Raw genomic sequence first — 22257 nt, 5'->3', positions numbered from 1 at the left:
CCGTCGCACGCTCGCGGGAAGCGCGCCGGCGGGGTGGGTTTCAGCGCAGGTGCAGGACGTCCCCGGCGGCCAGCGTCCGCTCCCCCGTCGCGGTGGTGAGCAGCAGTTGGCCGTCGGGGTCCACGCCGGTCGCGGTGCCGGTCAGGGACTCGCCGTTGGGAAGCAGGACGCGCACCTCGCGACCGATCGTCGCGCAGGCCGCCAGGTAGGCCTCCCGCAGGCCGCTGGCCACCGCGTCGCCGCCCGCCGAGCGCCAGCGGTCGTACCACTCGGCGACCGCCCGCAGCAGCGCCCGCAGCAGCGGATCCCGATCGGTGGCCGCCGCGCCGGCCAGTTGCAGCGAGGTGGCCGGCAGCCCGGTCGGGTTCACCGGCAGCTCGTCGGCGCGCAGCGTCACGTTGAGCCCGATGCCCAGCACGATGGCCGGGGGTTGGTCCGGCGAGCGGCCGGGCACCGCCTCGGCCAGCACGCCGGCGCACTTCGCGTCGCCGATCAGCAGATCGTTGGGCCACTTGAGGGTGGCGTCCAGCTCGGCCAGCCGGGCCACCGCCTCGACCAGCGCCACGCCGGCCAGCAACGGCAGCCAGCCGTACCCGGTGGGTGTCGCCGGCAGCCAACCGCGGTCCGGCACGGCCTCGCCGGGCCGCAGCAACACGCTGGTCGCGATGCCGGCCCGCGCCGGCGACTGCCAGACCCGACCGCGCCGGCCCCGGCCCGCGGTCTGCCGCTCGGCGACCACGACCAGGCCCTCGGGCTCGTCGGCGCGGGCCGCCTCGGCCACGTCGGCGTTGGTGGAGCCGGTCTCGGCGCGCAACTCCAACCGGGCCCACGGCCCGTTCGGCGCGACCAACGCGCGGCGCAGCCGGGCCGCCGACAGCGGCGGCCGGTCCAGATCGGTGTACGGGGAGCCCGGCATTCCGCCAGCCTACGGCGGTGCTCCGGTCGACACTGAGGTGTACTGCACAGCGGCATTCACCTGAACCATCGTTATATTCCCTGGGTGACTACCGAGACCGGGACCAACATCCACAGCACCGCGGGCAAGCTGGCGGACCTGGAGCGCCGGGTCGACGAGGCCGTGCACGCCGGGTCGGCCCGCGCCGTCGAGAAGCAGCACGCGCGGGGGAAGAAGACCGCCCGCGAGCGGATCGAGATGCTGCTCGACGAGGGTTCCTTCGTCGAACTCGACGAGCTGGCCCGGCACCGGTCCACGGCCTTCGGGCTGGAGCGCAACCGCCCGTACGGCGACGGTGTGGTCACCGGCTACGGCACGGTCGACGGCCGGCAGGTGTGTGTCTTCGCGCAGGACTTCACGGTCTTCGGTGGCTCGCTGGGCGAGGTCTTCGGCGAGAAGATCGTCAAGGTGATGGACCTGGCCATGAAGATCGGCTGCCCGGTGGTCGGCATCAACGACTCCGGCGGCGCGCGCATCCAGGAGGGCGTCGTCTCGCTCGGCCTGTACGGCGAGATCTTCTTCCGCAACGTGCGGGCCTCCGGTGTCATCCCGCAGATCTCGCTGGTGATGGGGCCCTGCGCCGGTGGCGCGGTCTACTCGCCGGCGGTCACCGACTTCACCGTGATGGTCGACCAGACCTCGCACATGTTCATCACCGGCCCGGACGTGATCAAAACGGTGACCGGCGAGGACGTCGGCATGGAGGAGTTGGGCGGGGCACGCACGCACAACTCCCGCAGCGGCAACGCGCACTACCTCGCCACCGACGAGGAGGACGCGGTCGACTACGTCAAGGCGCTGCTGTCGTACCTGCCGTCCAACAACCTCGACGAGCCGGTCGTCGTCGAGGCCCCCGCCTCGCTTGAGGTGAGCGACGAGGACCGGGAGTTGGACACGCTCATCCCGGACTCGGCCAACCAGCCGTACGACATCCACACGGTCATCGAGCACGTCCTCGACGACGGGGAGTTCCTGGAGGTCCAGCCGCTCTACGCGCAGAACATCGTGGTCGGGTACGGCCGGGTCGAGGGGCGACCGGTCGGCGTGGTCGCCAACCAGCCGATGCACTTCGCCGGCACCCTGGACATCGCCGCCTCCGAGAAGGCCGCCCGGTTCGTCCGTACCTGCGACGCGTTCAACATTCCCGTGCTGACCTTCGTGGACGTGCCCGGCTTCCTGCCCGGCACCGGCCAGGAGTGGGACGGCATCATCCGCCGGGGCGCGAAGCTCATCTACGCGTACGCCGAGGCGACCGTCCCGAAGGTCACCGTGATCACCCGCAAGGCGTACGGCGGGGCGTACGACGTGATGGGCTCCAAGCACCTCGGCGCGGACCTGAACTTCGCCTGGCCGACCGCGCAGATCGCGGTGATGGGCGCGCAGGGTGCGGTGAACATCCTCTACCGCTCCGAGCTGGCCGACGCGGAGGACCCGGCCGCGGTCCGGGCCGAGAAGATCGCCGAGTACGAGGACACCCTGGCCAACCCGTACGTGGCGGCCGAACGTGGGTACATCGACTCGGTGATCCCGCCGCACGAGACGCGTACCCAGATCGTCCGGGCGCTGCGCATCCTGCGCACCAAGCGGGAGACCCTGCCGCCGAAGAAGCACGGCAACATCCCGCTCTGATCGTGCCGCTGCCCCTGCTGAACCCGCCCCGGGTTCAGCAGGGCGGGTTGGTGGCGGCGCGCCCCGCTGGCCCCGCCCGGGTTCAGCAGGGCGGGTTGGCGGCGGCGCACATCCGGCGGGCGGCGACGCCCGCCAGGCGACGCAGTTCCGGCTCGGTGCCGGTCTGCCCCAGCTTGAGCACCGTGATCAGGTCACCCACCCGGACCACCGCGGTGCTGGTCGGCCTGGGCACCGCGGCGACGGGCTGACCCGTTCTTTGGTCGACGGGCTGCGAAGCGGTGTGCCGCAGCAGCGCGGCCCCGTCGCCGGCGAAATCCCGCTGGGCCACCGTCCACCGCTGCCTCGCCGACCCGGTGCCCGTTGCGCCCCCCACGTTGTACTCGCCGACGCTGTTCCACTCGGCGCACGGGGCGACCAGGTCGTCCATTGTGGCGAGGAGCTTGGTGGCCGCCTCCGGCACCAGCCGGTAGAGATCCTGTGTGACGAGAGCCTCGCCAGCGCCGTAGGTGCCCGGCCGGTCCTCTCTCAGCAGGGTCTGTGAGCGGGACAGGATCGACATCTGCCACCCGTCCGAGTATCCCTGGCTCGTGCGGCAGGAGCCGAGCAACTGATCCAGCTGGACCGGCTCGCCGAGCCCCGACTGGCTGAGCCACACGACATTGGCCGACTGCTCCAGGTCGGTCACCTGCAACAGGGCGTCGGTGGTGATCTCATGGCGGGTCGGCGTGGGAGAGGCGGCCGGCAGTGCCGTCGGCGGCGGCTTCCCCGGTGCGGCGACCGCCGCGGCGGAGACCCCGGCGAGGGCCAGCACGACGGTGGCCACGACAATTCTGCGCTGGCTGCGGCGACGGGCCCGGGAGCGAATCTCCTCCGGGTCGAGCCAGCGCACGTCCCGCAGGTCCCGCTGGATCTGCTCGACGAAGGTCGGGTCGTCACGCATCGGTGGCCTCCTCCAGATCAGAGACGGCGAGCAGGCCGGCGAGCGCGGCGCGCCCCCGGGAGAGCCGGGCCTTGACCGTGCCGACCGGCGCCGCGGTCTCCCGCGCCACGTCGGCGACCGGCATGCCGACCAGGTAGTACAGGGCGATGGCGACGCGTTGCTCCTCGGGCAGTCGGCGCAGGGCGGCGACCACCTCGACGGTGTCGGTGCCCGGGCCGGGAACGGTCTCGGCTGCCCCGTGCCGCAGGTACGCGCGGGCACGACTACGCAGGCTGCGCCACCGGCTGACCGCGATCCGGCTGGCCACCACCCGCACCCACGCCTCCGGCTCGTCGTACGCGCTGACCGTCGACCAGCGCTGCCACGCCCGGATGTACGCCTCCTGCACGGCGTCCTGCGCCTCGCCCCGATCGCCGGTGAGGGCGTAGACGAACCCGAGCAGCCGTTGCCGACTCCCCCGGTAGAACTCGTCGAACCCGTCGACGTCCGGCACCTACTACCTCCCCGTGTCGGTCGCTGGGAACACGCACCGGACGGGGGCGTCGGTTGCCCCGTTCAGGCGGCCATTTTCTCCAGCTCGGAGAGCGGGAACGCGCCGGCCGCGATCCGCTCCCGGACCGCCCGGCGTACGGCCCGCTGCACGGCCACGTTGACCGGTGTCGGTACGCCGTGCAGCCGGCCGAGCAGCGCGATCTCCCCGTTGAGGTGGTCGACCTCGGTCGAGCCGGTGCCCCGGGCCAGACTCTGCCAGGTGGAGCCGCCGGAGCGGGCCTCACCGTCGACCGGGCGCTGCCCGACCAGGTCGCCCCGTTCGGCCTTCTCCTCCTCCGGCGTGGTGTGCGCGATGCCGGCCGCGGCGAGCGCGGCGACGCCCTCGGCGCGTACCCGCTCGACGAGCGCGTCCGGGATGTCCTGGCCGAGCAGCGCCTGGAGGCCGTTACCGAGGTTGCTGAGCAGCTTGCCGTACTTCCAGCGCAGCACGTCGGTGCGGACCGGGGCGACGAAGCCGGCGGCGGTCAGGTCGGCGGCGATCGCCCGGTCGGTGTCGTCGGCGCCTGCGGGGTAGCGGCCGATGTGGAGCATCCCGGGGTGCGGGTACCCGTTGGCGACCACCACGCCCGGGTCCAGGTGGGTGGCCGGCAGCCAGACGCAGATCGGGTGCACGTCGGCGAAGAGCCGCAGCGTGGCCCGCTCGTTGGCCACCCCGTTCTGCGCGGTCACCAGCGGCAGACGCTCGCCCGCCGTGCCGCCGCCGACCACCGGAGCGTCCACCCAGGCGGCCAACGCGGCGGCGGTGTCCTGCGACTTCACGGTGAGAATCAGCACGGTGTCCGCCGGCAACGGTTGGTCGGCGGGCCGGTCCATCGCCGGGAGTCGGGTGGTGACCGCGCCGTCGGGCTGCCGCAGGGTCAGACCCCGCTCGCGGATCGCGTCCAGGTGGGCGCCGCGGGCGACCAGGGTCACGTCCCGGTCGGCCTGGGCCAGCCGTACGCCGATGGTTCCGCCGACCGCACCCGCCCCGATGATCACGTATCGCATGCCCTCATTCTGCCCGCCCGCGCGGCTCCCGCTGCCGATCAGGGCCTAGGACGACGTGGGGAGGAAGGGAGCGGCCAGCAGGAGTGCGCCGGCCAGCAGGGCGGCCAGGTTGACCAGGGCGAAGACACCCACCCAGAAGAGCGGCGGAAACGGGGTGAGTCCGGCGAGTTGGTCGGCGTCGGAGGCGGGCATCCGGCCGCGCGAACGCAGCCGTTGCAGCTCGACCACCGGCCGCACCCCGCCGAGCAGCAGGAACCACACCCCGGCGTACGCGAACGCGGCCTGGACCTGCGGCGTCGCGTACCACGAGACGGCGAACACCAGCGCGCCGGTGACCAGCAGCGACACCACGCCGAAGACGTTGCGGATCATGACGAGCATGGCCAGCAGCAGCGCCACCGCCACCCAGAGCAGCAGGGTGATCCGGTTGCCACCGAGCAGCCAGGCGCCGGCCAGCCCGACCAGCGGCGGCGCGACGTATCCGGCGAGCAGGGTGAGGATCATGCCCGGTCCGGTGGGGCGGCCGGCGGAGAGCGTCAGCCCGGAGGTGTCCGAGTGCAGCCGGATGCCGCGCAGCTTGCGGCCGGTGAGCAGGGCGACCAGGGCGTGCCCGCCCTCGTGGGCGATGGTGATCGCGTTACGGGCGATCCGCCACGGCAGCCGGGTGGAGACCACCACCAGTGCGACGGCCCCGGTGAGCATCACCAGCAGCGCGGGCGGGTCCGGCTGCGCGCCGAACAGCGTGTCCCACAGGTCGCCCAGCCCGTCGATCGACATCATGGGGCGCGAGCCTACCGGCGGCGTTCCGTGTCGCTCCCGAGGCACCGGCTCGTATCCTGTGAACCTGATCGGGCGGCGAGTGAAGCGGGAGGTGAGCGCCGATGAGTGCGGAACCCCTGGGACACCACGTCGGGCTCTGGACCGAGGCCGACTACTTCGCCTCGGGTGAAACCCCGGACCGGGTCGAGCTGCTCGACGGGAGCCTGATCGTGAGCCCTGCCCCGAGCAAGCGGCACCAGTTGGTGTCGTGGGAACTCGTCTACAGCCTGCGTCGAGCGGTGCGACCACAACCCCTTGCGACTGTTCCGACTCGACGGTGAGCACTACGTCGAGGATCAGGTGGCGAAGCCCGGTGAGACGCTGACCGTCGTCGAGCCGTTCCGCTGGCAACTCGACCCGGCCACGCTGCGCTGACCCGTTCCACTCTCGTCACCGGGGCGACCGACGCGCGTCGATGAAGCTTTTTTCAGTCGCTCTTGCGATCAAGGGCACTTAACTCCAAAGATGGATGTCGATAAAACCACGTCCTTGGAGGCATTCATGGCCCGTACCCGATCATCGCTGCGCCGCGCGCTCGCGGCCGGCCTCACCGTCCTCGCCACCGCGGCGGCGGCCCTGGTCGCGACCGCCGGACCGGCGGCCGCCGCCACCACGGCCGGCATCGACGTGTCCCGCTACCAGGGCACCATCAACTGGACCAGCGTCCGCAACGCGGGCATCGAGTTCGCCTTCATCAAGGCGACCGAGGGCACCAGCTACAAGGACCCGAACTTCAACGCCAACTACGTCAACGCCTACAACGCCGGGGTGATCCGCGGGGCGTACCACTTCGCCCGGCCGAACATCTCCGCCGGTTCCACCCAGGCCGCCTACCTGGCCTCCAACGGCGGTGCCTGGTCCGCGGACAGCCGCACCCTGCCCGCCGCGCTGGACATCGAGGCCAACCCGTACAGCGGGGGCTACTGCTACGGGCTCAGCACCACCGGGATGCGCAACTGGGTGCAGGACTTCCTGAACACCTACCGCTCCCGCACCGGCCGGTACGCGGTCATCTACACCACCACGAGCTGGTGGAACCAGTGCACCGGCAGCTGGACCGGCCCGTGGGCGAACCACCCGCTCTGGCTGGCCCGCTGGTCGAGCACGCCGGGCGCCCTGCCGGCCGGCGCGCCGGTGTGGAGCTTCTGGCAGTACACCAGCACCGGCGTCGTCTCCGGGATCAGCGGCAACGTGGACCGCAACTACTGGAACGGCGACCGCAGTCGACTCATCGCGTTGGCCAACAACACCTGATCGGTCCGTTGGCGGCAGCGGGATCGACGGTCACCATCACGGTCGACAATCGGTCCGGCTGCCGCCACACCACCGGGCCGGGTCAAGCCCGCCGCCGACTCAACGCCGGCACCACAGCATCCTCACGAGCCAGCGCGCCCCGGCGGGCCATCCGCCAGCCAGCCACGCCAAGGCCGGCAACGACCACGACGCCGAACAGTGCGACGAGCACCGATGCCCCCGCGCTGACCAGCAGCAGAATCGCGTCGCCGAGCGCCACGAGCATCCACAGTGCCAGCCGGGGCCGAGCGTCCCTCCGTCGGTAACCCATGTCGTGCCTCCTTCCGTCGTCGAAGGTCAATTACCCACGACGACGGACGGTCATGCGAGTGAGTTTCAGTCTTGCCGGTCGGGCACGAAACCCTTGGCGATCCGCTCGAAGTCCGGCAGCTTGGCCTGCCAGTCCTTCTCCGCGATCTCCCACCGCAGGGCGTAGCCCCGGTTGCTGGCCGTCACGAACCCCCGGTTGCGGACGTGGATCCGCTGCCCGTCCCGGGTCTCCAGCCACTCCCAGTCCCCGCAGGTCTTCCAGAAGTCGCACGCCTTGATGCTGAGGTACTGGTAGTTGTTGACGCGGCTAGCGCGATTCGGCTCCTGCTCCCGCCAGTCCGCGACCGCATCCTTCGCTGGGCTGCTGGTCCATTGCACGAGCAGCTCACCCGGGCCGTTGGACTCGTCGAAGACGACCGTGACGCCGTCGACCTGGCTCCGCACCCAACCGTCGGGGATCGGCAGGGCGAAGCCGGCCGGGTCGCGGTGCAGCTTCCAGCCCGCCGGCAGCGCGTTCGGGTCGACCGAGGGCGTCGCGGAGGCCGACGGAGTCGGGGCACCGGTGGTGGGCGGCGGCGCGGCCGCAGCGGAGGTCGGCGCCGGCTCAGACGTCGCGGCAGCACTGGTCGGGTCGGCCTGCGGGGTCTTGTCGTCGCCCTTTGTCAGCATCGGTACGACCACCACGAGGCCGATCAGCAGTAGGGCGACCACGGCACCGATCAGCAGGTTGCGTCGGGTGTTGTTCGGCTTCGTGCCGTCCGACGGCGGCACCGGCGCACGACCGGCCGGACCCACCGGGGGCATGAGCGCCGTCGGGGTCGACGGCTTGCGCTGCTCCGGCGCCACCGGCGGGCCGTCGACAATCGTCGGCTCGTCGTCGTCGTTGGTCGTACCGTCACCGGTCGAGTCGCCCGTGACCGCGACCTTCGCGGTCGGCTCGCCAGCGGTCGGGTCGGCGTTGGACGGCTTGGCCTCGGACGTTGCCGGGCGGTCGACCGCGGCGGTCGGGTCGGCTGGTACCAGCGCGGTCGGGTCGGCGTCCACACCGGAGGAGACGACGGACGTCGGCGTGGCGTCCGCGGCGGGAGTCACGGCGGCGGAGGTCGCGGCGGCAGCGGCGGCGGAGGCGGCCGCAGCGGCAGCCGGTGCTGCTGGCGGCGACACCGGCCGGTCCGTGCTCTCGGCCGGTCGTGGCGCCGGCACGTGCGGCGGGCGCGGCTCGCGCGGACCGTTCGGCCCAGGCCGGCGTACGCCATCGAGCAGTGAAATCCCGCGCGACCGCTTGCCCCCGGCGCGGCGCAGCAACCGCTCCGCCACCTCGGCGGTGATCCGCTCGTTCGGGTCCTTGCGCAGGAGGCCGTTCAGCACGGCCTTGAGCGGCCCGGCGTTCTTCGGCGGCGGAATCGGCTCGGTGGCCAACGCGGCCAGGGTGCCGATCGCCGACGGCCGGGCGTACGGCGACTTGCCCTCGACCGCCGCGTAGAGCGTCGCGCCCAGCGACCACAGGTCGGCCTCCGGCCCGGCCGTGCCGTCCCGGGCCCGCTCCGGCGAGATGTACGCGGGCGAGCCGAGCACCATGCCGGTGCGGGTCACGTTGGGATCGCCGGGAATCGTGGCGAGACCGAAATCGGTCAGCACCACCCGACCGTCGTCGCCGAGCAACACGTTGCCGGGCTTGACGTCGCGGTGCATGACGCCCGCCTTGTGCGCGGCGCTGAGCGCACCCAGCACGCCCAGGCCGATCTCCACCGCGCGGGCCACCGACACCGGGCCGTCTTCGGCGAGAGTGTCCTGCAACGACTTCGACGCCACGTACTCCATTACGATCCACGGGTCGCCGTCGGTGCGCAGCACGTCGAAGATGCGGACGACGTTGGCGTGGTTGAGCCGGGCGATGGCCCGCGCCTCCCGCAGCGAGCGCTCGCGCATCTCGCGGCGCTCCTCGTCGGTCAGACCGGGCGGCGGCACCAACTCCTTGATGGCGACGTCCCGGTGCAGCACCTCGTCGCGCGCCTTCCACACCCGGCCCATGCCGCCCTGGCCGAGCGGCGAGAGAAGCCGGTATCGGTCAGCGACGAGTTGGGGAAGCGCGTTCGACATCGGTGAGACGGTACCCGGACCCGCTGACGCTCACACCGCCGGCACGCCACTGTGCGTTCTCCGTAACTTCCGGCCGCGTACCCTGTCGGCATGTCTGCCGAAGAGCCGCTGTTCCGGGTCGTCCGCGGCGTGCCCACCGCCGAGGAGTTGGCCGCTCTGGTGGGGGCGATCATCATCCGGTCCCGCCCGGCCGCCGTCCCCGCGCCCGCGACGACGTCCGCCTGGGCGCGCAGTGGTCGACCGGCCGGCCGCGGCGTTGGCCCCGGTGCCTGGCGCGCCGCCGGCCTACCGCGTTGACCCGACCCGCCGTACGGGGGCTGCCAGGGTCGCTTTGAGCCGTTAACCTCACTCAGGGAAACGGTGCCGTTACGGGTAGGGAGGTTCCATGATCCCCGAAGAGGACCGGCCAGCACCCTGGCTACGCGGTTACGGCGGCATCGAGGCCGACATCAGCCAGCTCCGCGAGTTCGCCGACCGGCTCGCCGCCGAGGTGGAGAGCAACTACGCGCCGCACCTGTCGTACATCGCCGAAGACATGTCCGCCAAGCTGCCCAACCCGTGCGACGCCTTCATCGAGCTGGTCACGTTCCTGCACGCACATCACGAGACGCAGCAGGCCACCGCCGACATGGTGTACGCCGTCCGAGGCGCCACCGGCCACCTCGCCTCCGCCGCCGATCAGGTCGCCACCCACTACGCCGACAGCGACGCCTTCACCGCTGCCCGGGTCGTGGACGTGCAACGCGCCCTCGCCAATCCGGCCACCGTCCTGCCCGGCGGTCCGACCCCGACCCTGACCGACCCGACCAGCCCCGACGCCGAAGGGCCGGTGGTGCTGCCGTGATCGAACGAGGCAGCGGCCGCACCTCCGGCCTCACCGACTGGCAGCTCATGGACGTCAACAGCATGTGGGCCTGCCTCCAGGACCACGACACCACCAACCACTGGAAACAGGTCGCCGGCTGGCGCAAGGTCTGCGACCTGGCGCAAACCCACCTCGGCCGCCTCCAGCAATACCGACGCGGGCTCGCCGAGGCGTGGCCGCCTGAGACCAGCGCGGCCTCCAGCACGTACCTCGCCCAACTCGACGAACTCATCGACAAGGTGCAGCGCACCCACGACGCCGCCGCCGCGAACTACACCGCGCTCTCCGCCGCAACCCAGGCCATCGGCACCACCCGCGCCGCACTCCGCAAGGTCTATGAGGAGTACGCGACCAAGTTCCAGCAGAAGCAGGCGTACGAGGCGATGGCCGCCGACCCGAAAGCGGTGATGGGCAACAGGGTCACCCAGCCACCTGTCACTGATGGGGAGCTGGAACGCCTGAACGTGCGGGCCCGGTCGATGATGTTCAACCTGAGCGGCGAACTACAACAAGCCCAAGCCACCCTCCAAAAACCCCCGCCGCGACCCGCTTCTCGCGTCGACGAGGAGGGAACTGCTGTGACAACAACGGCTGCTCCCGTCATTCCACCCATTGTCACGGTTCCCATTCGATCAACCGCACAAATATCACCTTCCAGCGGATTCGCAGGCGATTCACGAGGCGACCGACTGCCGATCACAAGAGGAATTGGCCCTGTCCTTGGCGGGGCGCCCGCAGCGCCAATCCCCAACACTCAGGACTTGCCACGCGGCCAACAGGCAGGACCCGCCGGCCAGCCAACCGGCATCGGGATACCACCCCCAAGCCCTGGACCCACTCCTAACAGGTCAAGGACCCTTAGGTCGCCAACTCAGCAACACGGATCGACGGGGCGGCCATTACCCGAGGCGCCGAGAACCAATGGGGTTAATGCGACCCCAGCACCTCGACCAGTTCCACCAAGCGGCTTAATCGGTGGGGCACCGGGGCTTGGCCTGGGGCCGCCTAATAGCGGTCCGACCGCACCGCGCCGGGTCAATCCCGTCGGAGGTGTCATCGGTGGTGGTAGCGCTGGGACAACCCCAACGGGAGGGGCAGGGTCGCGGCCGAGTGCTCCGCGCGCCCTCGGGAGCGTCAGCGGAATGTCGCCCATTGGCGGTGCCCCTGGGACTGGGGCCAGTTGGCATGCGGGTACCCCGCCTATTCGGCCTAGCCGATGGATCCGCGATGACAGTGACGGTGATGGCGAGTCCAACCGATGGGACCCGGATCATCCGTGGAGGACGGAGCAAGGGGTCGCACCCGTGGTCCTCCCGCCCGACGAGGACGGCCCGATCGACCCGGGCCCCGCTCTCGGCCTTCCTCGGTGAGGTCATACCTTGCCCTCCCCCTTCTGTTGGCCTTGAGCCTTTCGGGAGGAATTCCAAAAGCTGCTTTACCAGCGGACGACAATTACGCCCGTGCCGAGCAATGGCATCTCAATTTTCTGAAGATCACCGATGTCCACAAGGTCAGCCAAGGCGATGGGATAATCGTTGCCCTCCCCGATAGTGGCGTAGATCAGCATCCGGACCTAAGGGACAACCTGCTACCTGGAAAGGACGTGATCGCTGGAGGTGGCGGTGACGGACTGACCGATAGAGACGGCCATGGCACGGGGATGGCTGGCCTCATCGCGGCCCATGGCGACGAACTTTCTGGTGCGCTTGGCATTGCACCAAAGGCCAAGATCCTGCCGATATTTTGCTCACCGCCTGGCGCAGATGGCGATTCCGAATCATTGGCAGCGGCAATAGAGTACGCCATCAACGGCGGCGCCGATGTCATCAGCATTTCAATCGCTGGCGGGGTAAGCGCTCGACTGCAACAGGCGGTCAGAATCGCCTTACAAGCTGACATTGTAGTTGTTGCGGCCGCCGGCAACGCGCCCTGGAGCCAGATGGTGGGCTACCCAGCACGTTACCCGGAAGTTATCGCCGTTGGTGGAGTCGACCGAGACGGAAACCATGCTGCCGTGTCGGTGACTGGTCCGGAGATTGACGTGGTTGCACCAGCGGTTGATATCTACAGCACGAGCATCGACGGCAAGTACCGCAAGGGCACTGGAACCTCCGACGCGACGGCGATCGTGGCGGGTGCGGCTGCGTTGATCAGGTCCAAGTACCCGTACCTGCCGGCGCGAGAGGTAGCCCACAGGCTCACGGCTACCGCCGTCGACAAAGGCCCTCCTGGGCGTGACAACGAGTACGGCTATGGGGTGATCGATCTTGTGGCGGCGCTGACCGCGGACGTACCGCCGCTGGGGTTTGAATCAGTGAGCGCACCGGCCGATGCTGGCTCGACCACGACGGCTGATGCCCAGCCGGGTGACGACGGCGATGGCGCGACCGCGCGTGGGTTGGCCACTCTCGGGGTGCTCGTCGCTGCCGGGGTCGGGTGGGCGGTGATTGCGCGGCGCCGCCGGCGCGGTGATGATCCGCCGCCCAGAATCAGCCGCTGACCGGTCAAAGAAGCGTGATCCACTCGCCTTTTAGGAAGTCGCGGTGTCCAACGCGAAGGGATAGCGCGGTTTCCTGAAAGTCGAGTGGATCAAGGCGCCCGACACCCAGGGCGGCCCGACACCCGGGCGCCCCAACATCAAGGCGGCCCGACACCCGGGGCGGCCCGACACCCGGGCGGCCCGACACCCGGGGCGGCGCGGGCGCGAGCGGGGGGCGGGCCACCAACGGCCGGGGCTGGGCGGGTCTCGGAATCCTTGCCGGCTGGGCGGGTCTCGGAATCCTTGCCGGCTGGGCGGTAACGTCGGGCTCGTGTCTGAAACCTTGCCGCTCCGCCTCGTGCTCGCCTCGGCGAGCCCTGCCCGTCGTAAATTGCTCCAGGCTGCTGGCGTCGAACCGGAGGTGCTGGTCAGCGGGGTGGACGAGTCCCTGGTGGTGACGGATCGGGCCGAGGAGCTGTGCCTGGAGTTGGCTCGACTGAAGGCGCAGGCGGTGCTGACCCGACTCAACGCGGCCGCCGATCAGCGGACGTTGGTGATCGGGTGTGACTCGGTGCTCGCTTTCGACGGGGAGATTCTCGGCAAGCCGGCGGACGCGGCGGACGCGACCCGGCGGTGGATGCGGATGCGGGGGCGCAGTGGCGTCCTGCACAGTGGGCACTGCCTGGTCGACGTGGTCGCTGGGCGGCGGGCGGAGGCGGTCGCCTCGACCACGGTCCATTTCGCCGACATCGGTGACGACGAGATCGCCGCGTACGTGGCCACCGGTGAGCCGCTGGCGGTGGCCGGCGCGTTCACCATCGACGGGCTGGGTGGGCCGTTCGTGGAGCGGATCGAGGGTGATCCGGGAACGGTTGTCGGGTTGTCGATGCCGCTGCTGCGCCGGCTCCTCGCCGAGTTGGGCCTGCGGATCACCGACCTGTGGACGAAGGTCGCGCCGGGCGGACAATCCGTCGAGCCGCTCGGTAACGTCCGGTCATGACCACCAAGTCGCTCCCGCTCACCGACGAGCTGCACTCCTATCTGATCGCCCACGGCTCCCCGCCGGACGAGATCATCCGGGACCTGGCCGACGAGACCCGGACGGTGCTGCCCGAGCAGGCCTCCATGCAGGTGGCCCCGGAGCAGGCCGCGCTCCTGACGTTCCTCACCCGGCTGCTCGACGTGCGGCAGGCCGTCGAGGTCGGCACGTTCACCGGGCTCTCGTCGCTGGCGATCGCCCGTGGTCTGCCCGAGGGCGGGCGGTTGACCTGCTTCGACATCTCTGACGAGTTCACCGGCATCGCGCGGCGCTACTGGGCTCGGGCCGGGGTGCAGGATCTGATCGACCTGCGCATCGGGCCGGCCGCGGACGGGCTGCGGGAGCTGCCGCACGAGCGTCATCTGGACTTCGCGTTCATCGACGCGGACAAGACCGGCTACCCGATCTACTGGGCGGAGCTGGTGCCCCGGATGCGTCCGGGTGGGGTGATCGCCGTCGACAACGTGCTGCGCGGCGGCCGGGTGATCGCCCCGCAGGACGAAGGCGACCGGGCCATCGCCGCGTTCAACGACGAGGTCCTCGCCGACGTACGGGTGGACCCGGTGATGCTGCCGATCGCGGACGGCCTGACGCTCGCCCGGGTCCGCTGAACGCCGGCAACCACCGAACACGGAAAGTCGGGGTGTCCTCCAGTGGAGGACACCCCGACTTTCAGGAACAGCGCGAACCAGCGTCAGCGGACACTGCGGGCGAACTGGCGGGCCGCCCAGTAGACGCCCAGCGCGGCGAGGACCGCGGTGATGCTCAGGCCCTGCCAGACCTTGTCGCTGCCCAGGTCACCGGCGAATAGGGCCCGGGTGCCGTCGACCGCCCAGGAGAACGGGTTCCAGTTGGCGATGCCCTGCAACCAGCCGGGGGCGAAGGTCAGCGGCAGCAGGATGCCGCTGAGCAGCAGCACCGGCTGCGCCACGGTGTTCATCAGCGGGGCCAACGCGTCCTCACTCTTGACCTTGAGGGCGACGCCGTAGGAGACGGCCGAGGTCATGAGGGCGATCAGGGCGAGCATCAGGTACGCCAGCAGCAGGTCACCGAGGAACACCCGCAGGTCGAACAGGAGCGCCAGCAGGGTGATGATGACCGCCTGCGCGAGGAGCGAGACCACGTCACGCAGCGAGCGGCCGAGCAGCAGGGCGAGCCGGCTGATCGGGGTGACCCGGGAGCGTTCGATGACGCCGGCGCGCAGCTCGGCGATCAGGCCGAAGCCCTGGAACAGGCCGCCGAAGATGGCCAGCAGCACCAGCAGGCCCGGGACGAAGATCTTGTAGGCGGCGGCCTGGGTGGGCGCGTTCAGCGCGGGCTTGAGCAGCGGGGCGAAGAGCAGTAGGTACATGACCGGCTGGAACACGCCGACGAAGACCCACACCGGGTTGCGCAGCAGGAGTTGGGTTTGGCGCTGGAAGATCAGCCACGTGTCACGGGCGAATTTCATGAGGGTCGTCTCCGGTGGTCAGGACTCGCGCAGCGAGCGGCCGGTCTTGGTGAGGAAGACGTCGTCCAGGCTGGGTCGGTGCAGCTCGATCGAGAGCAGCTCCAACCCGGCGTGGTCGAGCCGGCGCAGCACCTGCGGGATGGCGGTGGCGCCCTCGTCGACGTAGAGGCGCAGGCCGCCCTCGTCGGCGGTCTCCAGCTTGTTGACGTACGGCTCGCCGTCGAGCGCCTGGGCGGCCTGCGGGGTGGCGGCCAGGTCGAGACCGACCAGCACCACGTCGCCCGAGATCTCACGCTTCAGCTCGGCCGGGGTGCCCTCGGCCACCACCTCGCCGTTGTCCATGATTGCGATCCGGTCGCAGAGCGCGTCGGCCTCGTCCAGGTAGTGCGTGGTGATGAAGACGGTCATCCCGTCGCCGCGTAGCCGCCGGATCTCGTCCCACATGTGGGCGCGGCTCTGCGGGTCGAGGCCGGTGGTCGGCTCGTCCAGGAAGACGATCTTCGGCTCGTGGATGATGCCGAGGGCGATCTCCACCCGCCGACGCTGGCCGCCGGAGTACGTCTTGCACTTGCGGTCGGCGTACTCGGTGAGCTGGAAGGCGTCCAGGGCGCGGGCGGCCCGCCGCTGCGCGTCGGCCTTGCCGATGCCGTACATCCGGGCGTGCAGCACCAGCTCCTCGCGGGCGGTGGACTCGTCCCAGGTGCTGCCGCCCTGCGGGACGTACCCGATGCGACGGCGCACCTCGGCCGGGTCCTTGCGCAGGTCGGCGCCCGCGATGGTGGCCTCGCCACCGTCCGGCTCGATCAGCGTGGCGAGCATCCGCAGCGTGGTGGTCTTGCCCGCGCCGTTCGGGCCGAGGAAACCGAAGATCTCGCCCTCGGCGACCGCGAGGTCGACGCCCCGCACGGCGTCCACCGTCTTCGTCTCTCGACCCGCGCGGGAGCGGAACGACTTCCGCAGCCCCCTGGTCTCGATCATTTTTGCTCCTGGTCGTTCGGGCCGACTGTGCCGGCCGTCGGGTGGGACGACGCCGGACGGCGCACTCCCCCGCTGTGCCGCCAGCAGGCTAACGCGATATAGCGTTTTTGGTCAACGTTGATTATTCCGAGCCGGCCGCGGCCGACTCCCCGCCGTCTCGCCACCCCGACCAACCCTGCGCTTCATCCAGCTCAGCAGGCAGGTACGACACTCCGGAATCGATCCGGTCGGCGACCCGCTCGCACCAGCTCATCTCCGCCTCGGCCCGCGCCGACCACAGCTCGAACATCCAGCCGACGTGTGCCGGCTTGCGGTTGCGCACCCAGTCCGACTCCAGCGAGGCGCGCATCGACTCGACACCGGCGCGCAGCAGGTTGGCCCGGTTGCGCAGGGCCGCGGCGGCCTCGGCCCGGGGCATCGCCGGCAGGAAGGAGAAGGCCGCCACGAACGGGTCTGCGGGCTCGCTGATGTTCCACCAGTGGTTACGCAGCAGGGTCTCGAACTCGTCGTCCCCCTTGGTGGTCACCTCGTACGTGGTCCGGGCGGGACGAGCGCCGACCTGCTCGGTCGCGACGGCGCGGAGCAGCCCCTCCTCGGTGAGCTTGCGCAGCGCGTGATAGATCGATCCGGGTTGTACGTTCGCCCACTTGTCGGCACTCCAGCTCAACAGCTCACGGCGCACGTCGTAGCCGTGCACGGGCTGCATCCACCGCACCAGACCGAGAATCATCATCCGAGTCGAAGACACCCGACAAGCGTAATAGCCAAGTTTGACTAAACCGTGGTGGGCTCAGTGCGGCATCCCACACTGAGCGATCGTTAGGGTCGCCTGCGGACGGCCGATACACTCCCCGTCAGTAACCTGCCCGGGAGGAGCCACGAAGGTGCGCAAGGTACTCATCGCCAACCGCGGCGAGATCGCCGTTCGGGTGATCCGCGCGTGCCGCGACGCCGGCCTCGGCAGCGTCGCCGTGTACGCGGACTCCGACCGCGACGCCCTGCACGTCACCCTCGCGGACGAGGCGTACGCGCTCGGCGGGGACACCGCCACCGAGACCTACCTGCGCATCGACAAGCTGCTCGACGTCGCCACCCGGGCCGGCGCCGACGCCGTACACCCGGGTTATGGCTTCCTCAGTGAGAACGCCGACTTCGCCCAGGCCGTCATCGACGCCGGGCTGACCTGGATCGGTCCCACCCCGCAGGCGATCCGCGACCTGGGCGACAAGGTCACCGCCCGGCACATCGCCCAGCGCGCCGGCGCGCCGCTGGTCCCCGGCACCCCGGACCCGGTGGCCAATCCGGACGAGGTGATGGCGTTCGCCGTCGACCACGGCCTGCCGGTCGCCATCAAGGCCGCGTTCGGTGGTGGCGGGCGTGGCCTCAAGGTCGCCCGGACCATGGAGGAGATCCCCCAGCTGTTCGAGTCGGCGACCCGCGAGGCGGTCGCGGCGTTCGGTCGGGGCGAGTGCTTCGTCGAGCGGTACCTGGACCAGCCTCGGCACGTCGAGGCTCAGGTCCTCGCCGACCAGCACGGCAACGTGATCGTGGTGGGCACCCGGGACTGCTCGTTGCAGCGCCGCCACCAGAAGCTCGTCGAGGAGGCGCCCGCGCCGTTCCTCACCGACGCGCAGCGGGCGCAGATCCACGAGAGCGCCAAGGCGATCTGCCGGGAAGCCGGCTACCACGGCGCCGGCACGGTGGAATACCTGGTCGGCGCGGACGGCACGATCTCCTTCCTGGAGGTCAACACCCGACTTCAGGTCGAGCACCCGGTCACCGAGGAGACCGCCGGCATCGACCTGGTCCGCGAGCAGTTCCGGATCGCCGACGGGGAGAAGCTGCGGATCACCGAGGACCCGACGCCGCGCGGGCACGCGATCGAGTTCCGGATCAATGGCGAGGACCCGGGCCGCAACTTCCTGCCCGCCCCGGGCACCGTCACCGCTCTGCGTCTGCCCACCGGCCCGGGTGTGCGGGTCGACACCGGCGTCTCGGCCGGCGACGTGATCGGCGGCAACTTCGACTCGCTGCTCGCCAAGGTCATCATCGTCGGTGAGACGCGGACCGAGGCGCTGGAACGCGCCCGGCGCGCCCTGGACGAGATGGTCCTCGACGGGATGGCCACCGCGCTGCCGTTCCACCGACTGGTCGTGCGGGACGAGGCGTTCACCGCCGAGCCGTTCACCGTGCACACCCGGTGGATCGAGACCGAGTTCCACAACACCGTGCCGCCGTTCACCGCCGCCGCCGGCGCCGCCGGCGCACCGGCGGAACGCGACACCGTCGTGGTCGAGGTGGGCGGCAAGCGCCTCGAGGTCAGCCTTCCCGCCGGCTTCGGCGGGAGTACGACCACAGTGGCTCCCGCCTCCCGCAAGCCGACCCGGCGCGGCGGCGGGGCCAAGGCCGGCGCTCCGGTCGGCGGCGACGCGCTCACCTCGCCGATGCAGGGCACCATCGTCAAGATCGCGGTGGCGGACGGCGACACCGTGGCGGAGGGCGACCTGGTCGTGGTGCTGGAGGCGATGAAGATGGAGCAGCCGCTGCACGCCCACAAGGCAGGCACGGTCAACGGTCTCAGCGCCGAGGTCGGTGCCGTGATCACCGCTGGCGCTCCCATCTGCACCATCGCCTGACCGGTTCCGGAGGGCCCGCCCCGCCGTGCGGGCGGGCCATCGTGTCCGGTCAGCGGTCAGCGCAGGTGCTCCGCGGCCACCTCACGGACGGCGGCGGTCAGGGCGTTCAGCACGTCCGACTCCAGCCGCCAGTGCTGCCAGTACAGCGGGACGTCCAGGTGTCGGCCCGGCGCGAGGTCGACACAGTGACCGGAGGCCAGGTCGGCCTGGGCGATCTGTTCCGGCACCAGGCCCCAGCCCAACCCGAGCCGGATCGCCGTGCTGAACGCCGGCACCGACGGCACGTAGTGCACCGGCGGGTCGAGCGGCCGGCCGGCCACCGCCCGGATGAAGCGGTGCTGCACCCGGTCCTTCCGGTCGAAGACCATGAGCGGCGCGTTCGCCAGCGCGGTGGCGGTGAGTCCTTGGGCGAAGTGGGACGCCGCGAATTCCGGCGCGGCCAGCGCGCGGTAGCGCACCGCCCCGAGTCGCAGCACCCGGCAGCCCTGCACGGCCTCCCGCTGGGCGGTGACCGCCGCCGTCACCGAACCGTCGCGGAGCAGCTCGGCGGTGTGGTCCTGATCGTCCTGTCGCAGGTCGAACGAGAGCCCGGCCCGCTGCGGCAACCGGGCCAGCGCGGCGGGGAACCAGGTGGCCAGTGAGTCCGCGTTGACCACCACGGCGACCCGGACCCGCCCGCCGCCGGCCAGCGGGCCGCGGGCGTCGGCCAGGGCCTCCCGTTCCAGCAGCGTGAGCTGGCCGGCCAGGCGCAGCAGCGGGCGGCCGGCGTCGGTTGCCACGCACGGTCGGGCGCGGCGGACCAGCACCTGACCGACGGTCTCCTCAAGCGCCTTGATCCGTTGACTCACCGCCGACGGCGTGACGTGCAGGAGTCGGGCCGCCGCGTCGAAGCTGCCCTCCGCCACCACCGCCGCAAGTGTCCGCAGCTGCGCCGAGTCGAGACCGTTCATCAGCTCAGCTTAAGTTGCGTCAGAATCTTTAGTTGGACTGGTGGTGGCCGGCGACCCTAGCGTCGACCCGTGCTCACCTCCGCCGTCGCCGGCTTTTCGATCTCCATCGCGCTCATCGTCGCCATCGGCGCCCAGAACGCCTTCGTCCTGCGCCAGGGCCTGCGCCGGGAGCACGTCGTACCCGTGGTGCTGACCTGCGCCGCGTCGGATGCTCTGCTGATCACGGCGGGGGTGGCCGGGGTCGGCACGCTGGTGACGGGCCGACCGGGTCTCCTCACCGCGATCCGCTGGGGCGGTGCGGCGTTCCTGCTCTGTTACGCGGCGCTCGCCGCCCGCCGTGCCGTGCGCCCCGGCGCCCTGCTGCCCACCGAGCGGCCGCCGGCCACGTTGGGGGCGACCCTGCTCGCCTGCGCCGCCTTCACCTACCTGAATCCCCACGTCTACCTGGACACCGTGCTGCTCCTCGGCGGCGTGGCCCAACAGCACCCACACCGGTGGGTGTTCGGCGCCGGCGCAGTCCTGGCCAGCGTGGTCTGGTTCACCGCGCTCGGCGTGGGCGCGCAACGCCTCGCACCGCTGCTCGCCCGTGCCGGCGCCTGGCGGGTGCTGGACGCGATCATCGCCGTGGTGATGGCCGGGCTCGCCGTGGCGCTGTTGCTGGGCTGACGCCTCGGTGATGCCCACACTCCGAGCGCGGCCGGGGCGGTGCGAGTGTTTTCCGCGACCACCGGCGGCGGAACCGACCGCGAGCGGGAATGATTGCCGGGTGCGGTTCCTTCACGGCGCGGTCCCCGCGCACGACCTGACCTATACCGACGTCTTCATGGCGCCGGGCCGATCCGACCTGGGTTCCCGGCTCGACGTCGACCTGTCCACCGGCGACGGCACCGGCACCACCATCCCGCTGGTGGTGTCGAACATGACCGCGGTCGCCGGACGGCGGATGGCGGAGACGGTCGCCCGCCGGGGCGCCATCGCGGTGATCCCGCAGGACATCCCGATCGAGGTGGTGGCGAACGTCGTCGCCTGGGTCAAGCAGCGGCACCTGGTCTACGACACGCCGATCACGTTGGGCCCGACCGAGACCGTGGGCGACGCCATCCACCTGCTGCCCAAGCGCTCGCACGGTGCGGTGATCGTGGTCGACGACGCCGGCCGGCCGATGGGTGTGGTCACCGAGGCGGACACCACGGGCGTGGACCGCTTCGCCCAACTGCGGCACGTGATGTCCACCGAGCTGCACACCGTTCCGGCGGACGCGGATCCGCGTACCGGTTTCGATCTGCTCTCCGCGGGTCGTCGCCGGCTCGCGCCGGTGGTGGACGCCGACGGTCGGCTGGTCGGGGTGCTGACCCGGCAGGGCGCGTTGCGGGCCACCCTCTACACGCCGGCCGTGGACGACCGGGGCCGGTTGCGGATCGCGGCGGCCGTCGGGATCAACGGCGACGTGACCGGTAAGGCCGAGGCGCTGCTGGAGGCGGGGGTGGACACGCTGGTCGTGGACACCGCGCACGGCCACCAGGCGCGGATGATCTCCGCACTCCAGGCGGTCCGCAAGCTGGACCCGGGGGTACCGGTGGCGGCCGGCAACGTGGTGACCGCCGAGGGCGTACGCGACCTGGTGGAGGCGGGGGCGGACATCATCAAGGTCGGCGTCGGCCCCGGCGCGATGTGCACCACCCGGATGATGACCGGGGTGGGTCGGCCGCAGTTCTCCGCCGTCCTCGACTGCGCGACCGCCGCCCGTCAGCTGGGCCGGCACGTGTGGGCCGACGGCGGGGTGCGGCACCCCCGGGACGTGGCACTCGCGCTCGCCGCCGGCGCGTCGAACGTGATGATCGGCTCCTGGTTCGCCGGCACCTACGAGTCGCCGGGTGACCTGTACACCGACGCGGACGGCCGGCGGTACAAGGAGAGCTTCGGGATGGCCTCGGCTCGGGCGGTCAGCGCCCGAACCGCCGACGACAGCCCGTACGACCGGGCCCGCAAGGCGGTGTTCGAGGAGGGCATCTCCTCGGCCCGGATGCACCTGGACCCGAACCGACCCGGCGTCGAGGACCTGATCGACGAGATCATTGCGGGGGTACGCAGCGCCTTCACCTATGCCGGCGCACGGGACCTGACGCAGTTCCACGAGCGGGCGATCGTCGGCGTGCAGAGCGCCGCCGGCTACACCGAGGGAATGCCCCTCCCCACCAGCTGGTAACCCCACCCCCCACCCCTCGTCGATCATGAAGTTATCGTCTCCCGCCTCGGCGTGCCGTGGCCATAACTTCATGATCAACCGGGGGCGGGGTGGCCGGGGGCGGGGCGGG

Annotated in this window: 22 protein-coding genes; 11 read left to right on the top strand and 11 right to left on the bottom strand. The window is 70.9% G+C overall.

The window, feature by feature from the left end; genetic code table 11:
• Positions 1 to 40: 40 nt before the first annotated feature.
• On the bottom strand, positions 41 to 916 hold the full coding sequence (locus AB0J33_RS04865; protein WP_363609868.1) for a biotin--[acetyl-CoA-carboxylase] ligase: 876 nt from the start codon (positions 914 to 916) through the stop codon (positions 41 to 43).
• An 84-nt stretch (positions 917 to 1000) separates the two neighbouring features.
• Here AB0J33_RS04865 and AB0J33_RS04860 point away from each other — a divergent pair, with 84 nt between their 5' ends.
• On the top strand, positions 1001 to 2584 hold the full coding sequence (locus AB0J33_RS04860) for an acyl-CoA carboxylase subunit beta (protein ID WP_363609866.1): 1584 nt from the start codon (positions 1001 to 1003) through the stop codon (positions 2582 to 2584).
• Positions 2585 to 2666: 82 nt separating this feature from the next.
• Here AB0J33_RS04860 and AB0J33_RS04855 read toward each other — a convergent pair whose 3' ends face one another.
• The 4 genes from AB0J33_RS04855 to AB0J33_RS04840 form a co-directional block, all read right to left on the bottom strand.
• Positions 2667 to 3524 (bottom strand): hypothetical protein, encoded by an 858-nt coding sequence (locus AB0J33_RS04855; RefSeq protein ID WP_363609864.1) that lies wholly within the window; start codon positions 3522 to 3524, stop codon positions 2667 to 2669.
• Entirely contained in the window at positions 3517 to 4017 is a 501-nt protein-coding gene (locus AB0J33_RS04850; protein WP_363609862.1) for a SigE family RNA polymerase sigma factor, read from the bottom strand. The genes AB0J33_RS04855 and AB0J33_RS04850 overlap by 8 nt, the downstream gene beginning before the upstream one ends.
• A 62-nt stretch (positions 4018 to 4079) precedes the next feature.
• Entirely contained in the window at positions 4080 to 5063 is a 984-nt protein-coding gene (locus AB0J33_RS04845; protein ID WP_363609860.1) for a 2-dehydropantoate 2-reductase N-terminal domain-containing protein, read from the bottom strand.
• Positions 5064 to 5108: 45 nt separating this feature from the next.
• Positions 5109 to 5843: a M50 family metallopeptidase gene (locus tag AB0J33_RS04840; protein WP_363609858.1), complete on the bottom strand. Its 735-nt coding sequence runs from the start codon at positions 5841 to 5843 to the stop codon at positions 5109 to 5111.
• Positions 5844 to 5944: 101 nt separating this feature from the next.
• Here AB0J33_RS04840 and AB0J33_RS04835 point away from each other — a divergent pair, with 101 nt between their 5' ends.
• Both AB0J33_RS04835 and AB0J33_RS04830 read left to right on the top strand, forming a co-directional pair.
• Positions 5945 to 6163: a hypothetical protein gene (locus tag AB0J33_RS04835; RefSeq protein ID WP_363609856.1), complete on the top strand. Its 219-nt coding sequence runs from the start codon at positions 5945 to 5947 to the stop codon at positions 6161 to 6163.
• A gap of 220 nt (positions 6164 to 6383) precedes the next feature.
• Positions 6384 to 7136, top strand: a complete 753-nt coding sequence (locus AB0J33_RS04830) for a GH25 family lysozyme (protein WP_363609854.1) — start codon at positions 6384 to 6386, stop codon at positions 7134 to 7136.
• An 82-nt stretch (positions 7137 to 7218) separates the two neighbouring features.
• Here the strand turns inward: AB0J33_RS04830 and AB0J33_RS04825 are convergent, their stop codons facing one another.
• On the bottom strand, positions 7219 to 7446 hold the full coding sequence (locus AB0J33_RS04825) for a hypothetical protein (protein WP_363609852.1): 228 nt from the start codon (positions 7444 to 7446) through the stop codon (positions 7219 to 7221).
• Between the two features lie 65 nt (positions 7447 to 7511).
• On the bottom strand, positions 7512 to 9545 hold the full coding sequence (locus tag AB0J33_RS04820) for a protein kinase (RefSeq protein WP_363609850.1): 2034 nt from the start codon (positions 9543 to 9545) through the stop codon (positions 7512 to 7514).
• 90 nt (positions 9546 to 9635) lie between these two features.
• Between AB0J33_RS04820 and AB0J33_RS04815 the strand changes: the two genes are divergently transcribed.
• The 5 genes from AB0J33_RS04815 (at position 9636) to AB0J33_RS04795 (ending at position 14539) form a co-directional block, all read left to right on the top strand.
• Positions 9636 to 9842 carry an acyl-CoA carboxylase subunit epsilon gene (locus AB0J33_RS04815; protein WP_363609848.1) on the top strand — a complete coding sequence of 69 codons (207 nt, stop codon included), beginning with the start codon at positions 9636 to 9638 and terminating at the stop codon, positions 9840 to 9842.
• 88 nt (positions 9843 to 9930) lie between these two features.
• Positions 9931 to 10389, top strand: a complete 459-nt coding sequence (locus AB0J33_RS04810) for a hypothetical protein (RefSeq protein ID WP_363609846.1) — start codon at positions 9931 to 9933, stop codon at positions 10387 to 10389.
• Positions 10390 to 11830: 1441 nt separating this feature from the next.
• The gene (mycP, locus tag AB0J33_RS04805; protein ID WP_363610240.1) at positions 11831 to 12910 is read left to right on the top strand and encodes a type VII secretion-associated serine protease mycosin; all 1080 of its coding nucleotides are present in this window, start codon (positions 11831 to 11833) and stop codon (positions 12908 to 12910) included.
• Between the two features lie 310 nt (positions 12911 to 13220).
• Positions 13221 to 13889 (top strand): Maf family protein, encoded by a 669-nt coding sequence (locus AB0J33_RS04800; RefSeq protein WP_363609844.1) that lies wholly within the window; start codon positions 13221 to 13223, stop codon positions 13887 to 13889.
• Complete coding sequence (locus AB0J33_RS04795; protein ID WP_363609842.1) at positions 13886 to 14539, top strand: O-methyltransferase; 654 nt, start codon at positions 13886 to 13888, stop codon at positions 14537 to 14539. Before AB0J33_RS04800 ends, AB0J33_RS04795 begins: the two co-directional genes overlap by 4 nt.
• An 83-nt stretch (positions 14540 to 14622) precedes the next feature.
• Here the strand turns inward: AB0J33_RS04795 and AB0J33_RS04790 are convergent, their stop codons facing one another.
• From AB0J33_RS04790 to AB0J33_RS04780, 3 genes are all read right to left on the bottom strand, one after another.
• A complete protein-coding gene (locus AB0J33_RS04790; protein ID WP_363609840.1) occupies positions 14623 to 15378 on the bottom strand; it encodes an ABC transporter permease in 756 nt (251 codons plus the stop codon).
• A gap of 18 nt (positions 15379 to 15396) precedes the next feature.
• The gene (locus tag AB0J33_RS04785; RefSeq protein ID WP_363609838.1) at positions 15397 to 16356 is read right to left on the bottom strand and encodes an ATP-binding cassette domain-containing protein; all 960 of its coding nucleotides are present in this window, start codon (positions 16354 to 16356) and stop codon (positions 15397 to 15399) included.
• A 121-nt stretch (positions 16357 to 16477) separates the two neighbouring features.
• The gene (locus tag AB0J33_RS04780) at positions 16478 to 17089 is read right to left on the bottom strand and encodes a PadR family transcriptional regulator (RefSeq protein WP_363610238.1); all 612 of its coding nucleotides are present in this window, start codon (positions 17087 to 17089) and stop codon (positions 16478 to 16480) included.
• Positions 17090 to 17240: 151 nt separating this feature from the next.
• On the opposite strand from AB0J33_RS04780, the gene AB0J33_RS04775 reads away from it, so the two are divergent.
• The gene (locus AB0J33_RS04775) at positions 17241 to 18992 is read left to right on the top strand and encodes a biotin carboxylase N-terminal domain-containing protein (protein WP_363609836.1); all 1752 of its coding nucleotides are present in this window, start codon (positions 17241 to 17243) and stop codon (positions 18990 to 18992) included.
• Between the two features lie 56 nt (positions 18993 to 19048).
• Here AB0J33_RS04775 and AB0J33_RS04770 read toward each other — a convergent pair whose 3' ends face one another.
• The gene (locus AB0J33_RS04770) at positions 19049 to 19942 is read right to left on the bottom strand and encodes a LysR family transcriptional regulator ArgP (RefSeq protein WP_363609834.1); all 894 of its coding nucleotides are present in this window, start codon (positions 19940 to 19942) and stop codon (positions 19049 to 19051) included.
• A 69-nt stretch (positions 19943 to 20011) separates the two neighbouring features.
• Between AB0J33_RS04770 and AB0J33_RS04765 the strand changes: the two genes are divergently transcribed.
• Together AB0J33_RS04765 and AB0J33_RS04760 are read left to right on the top strand one after the other, a co-directional pair.
• On the top strand, positions 20012 to 20608 hold the full coding sequence (locus AB0J33_RS04765; RefSeq protein WP_363609832.1) for a LysE/ArgO family amino acid transporter: 597 nt from the start codon (positions 20012 to 20014) through the stop codon (positions 20606 to 20608).
• Between the two features lie 100 nt (positions 20609 to 20708).
• The gene (locus tag AB0J33_RS04760; protein WP_363609830.1) at positions 20709 to 22148 is read left to right on the top strand and encodes a GuaB1 family IMP dehydrogenase-related protein; all 1440 of its coding nucleotides are present in this window, start codon (positions 20709 to 20711) and stop codon (positions 22146 to 22148) included.
• Positions 22149 to 22257: the final 109 nt, after the last annotated feature.

Origin of the sequence: Micromonospora sp. NPDC049645 (assembly GCF_040675155.1) — a bacterium.
Classification (GTDB): domain Bacteria; phylum Actinomycetota; class Actinomycetes; order Mycobacteriales; family Micromonosporaceae; genus Micromonospora.
Note: the sequence above shows the minus strand (reverse complement) of the source record. Positions and strands in the feature narration are given on the sequence as shown.

Bases quoted from the DNA above. Each gene is read 5' to 3' on its own strand.
- AB0J33_RS04865 (WP_363609868.1), bottom strand. From the start codon at position 916: ATGCCGGGCTCCCCGTACACCGATCTGGACCGGCCGCCGCTGTCGGCG.
- AB0J33_RS04855 (WP_363609864.1), bottom strand. From the start codon at position 3,524: ATGCGTGACGACCCGACCTTCGTCGAGCAGATCCAGCGGGACCTGCGG.
- AB0J33_RS04845 (WP_363609860.1), bottom strand. From the start codon at position 5,063: ATGCGATACGTGATCATCGGGGCGGGTGCGGTCGGCGGAACCATCGGC.
- AB0J33_RS04840 (WP_363609858.1), bottom strand. From the start codon at position 5,843: ATGATGTCGATCGACGGGCTGGGCGACCTGTGGGACACGCTGTTCGGC.
- AB0J33_RS04835 (WP_363609856.1), top strand. From the start codon at position 5,945: ATGAGTGCGGAACCCCTGGGACACCACGTCGGGCTCTGGACCGAGGCC.
- AB0J33_RS04830 (WP_363609854.1), top strand. From the start codon at position 6,384: ATGGCCCGTACCCGATCATCGCTGCGCCGCGCGCTCGCGGCCGGCCTC.
- AB0J33_RS04825 (WP_363609852.1), bottom strand. From the start codon at position 7,446: ATGGGTTACCGACGGAGGGACGCTCGGCCCCGGCTGGCACTGTGGATG.
- AB0J33_RS04820 (WP_363609850.1), bottom strand. From the start codon at position 9,545: ATGTCGAACGCGCTTCCCCAACTCGTCGCTGACCGATACCGGCTTCTC.
- AB0J33_RS04815 (WP_363609848.1), top strand. From the start codon at position 9,636: ATGTCTGCCGAAGAGCCGCTGTTCCGGGTCGTCCGCGGCGTGCCCACC.
- AB0J33_RS04810 (WP_363609846.1), top strand. From the start codon at position 9,931: ATGATCCCCGAAGAGGACCGGCCAGCACCCTGGCTACGCGGTTACGGC.
- AB0J33_RS04795 (WP_363609842.1), top strand. From the start codon at position 13,886: ATGACCACCAAGTCGCTCCCGCTCACCGACGAGCTGCACTCCTATCTG.
- AB0J33_RS04790 (WP_363609840.1), bottom strand. From the start codon at position 15,378: ATGAAATTCGCCCGTGACACGTGGCTGATCTTCCAGCGCCAAACCCAA.
- AB0J33_RS04785 (WP_363609838.1), bottom strand. From the start codon at position 16,356: ATGATCGAGACCAGGGGGCTGCGGAAGTCGTTCCGCTCCCGCGCGGGT.
- AB0J33_RS04780 (WP_363610238.1), bottom strand. From the start codon at position 17,089: ATGATGATTCTCGGTCTGGTGCGGTGGATGCAGCCCGTGCACGGCTAC.
- AB0J33_RS04770 (WP_363609834.1), bottom strand. From the start codon at position 19,942: ATGAACGGTCTCGACTCGGCGCAGCTGCGGACACTTGCGGCGGTGGTG.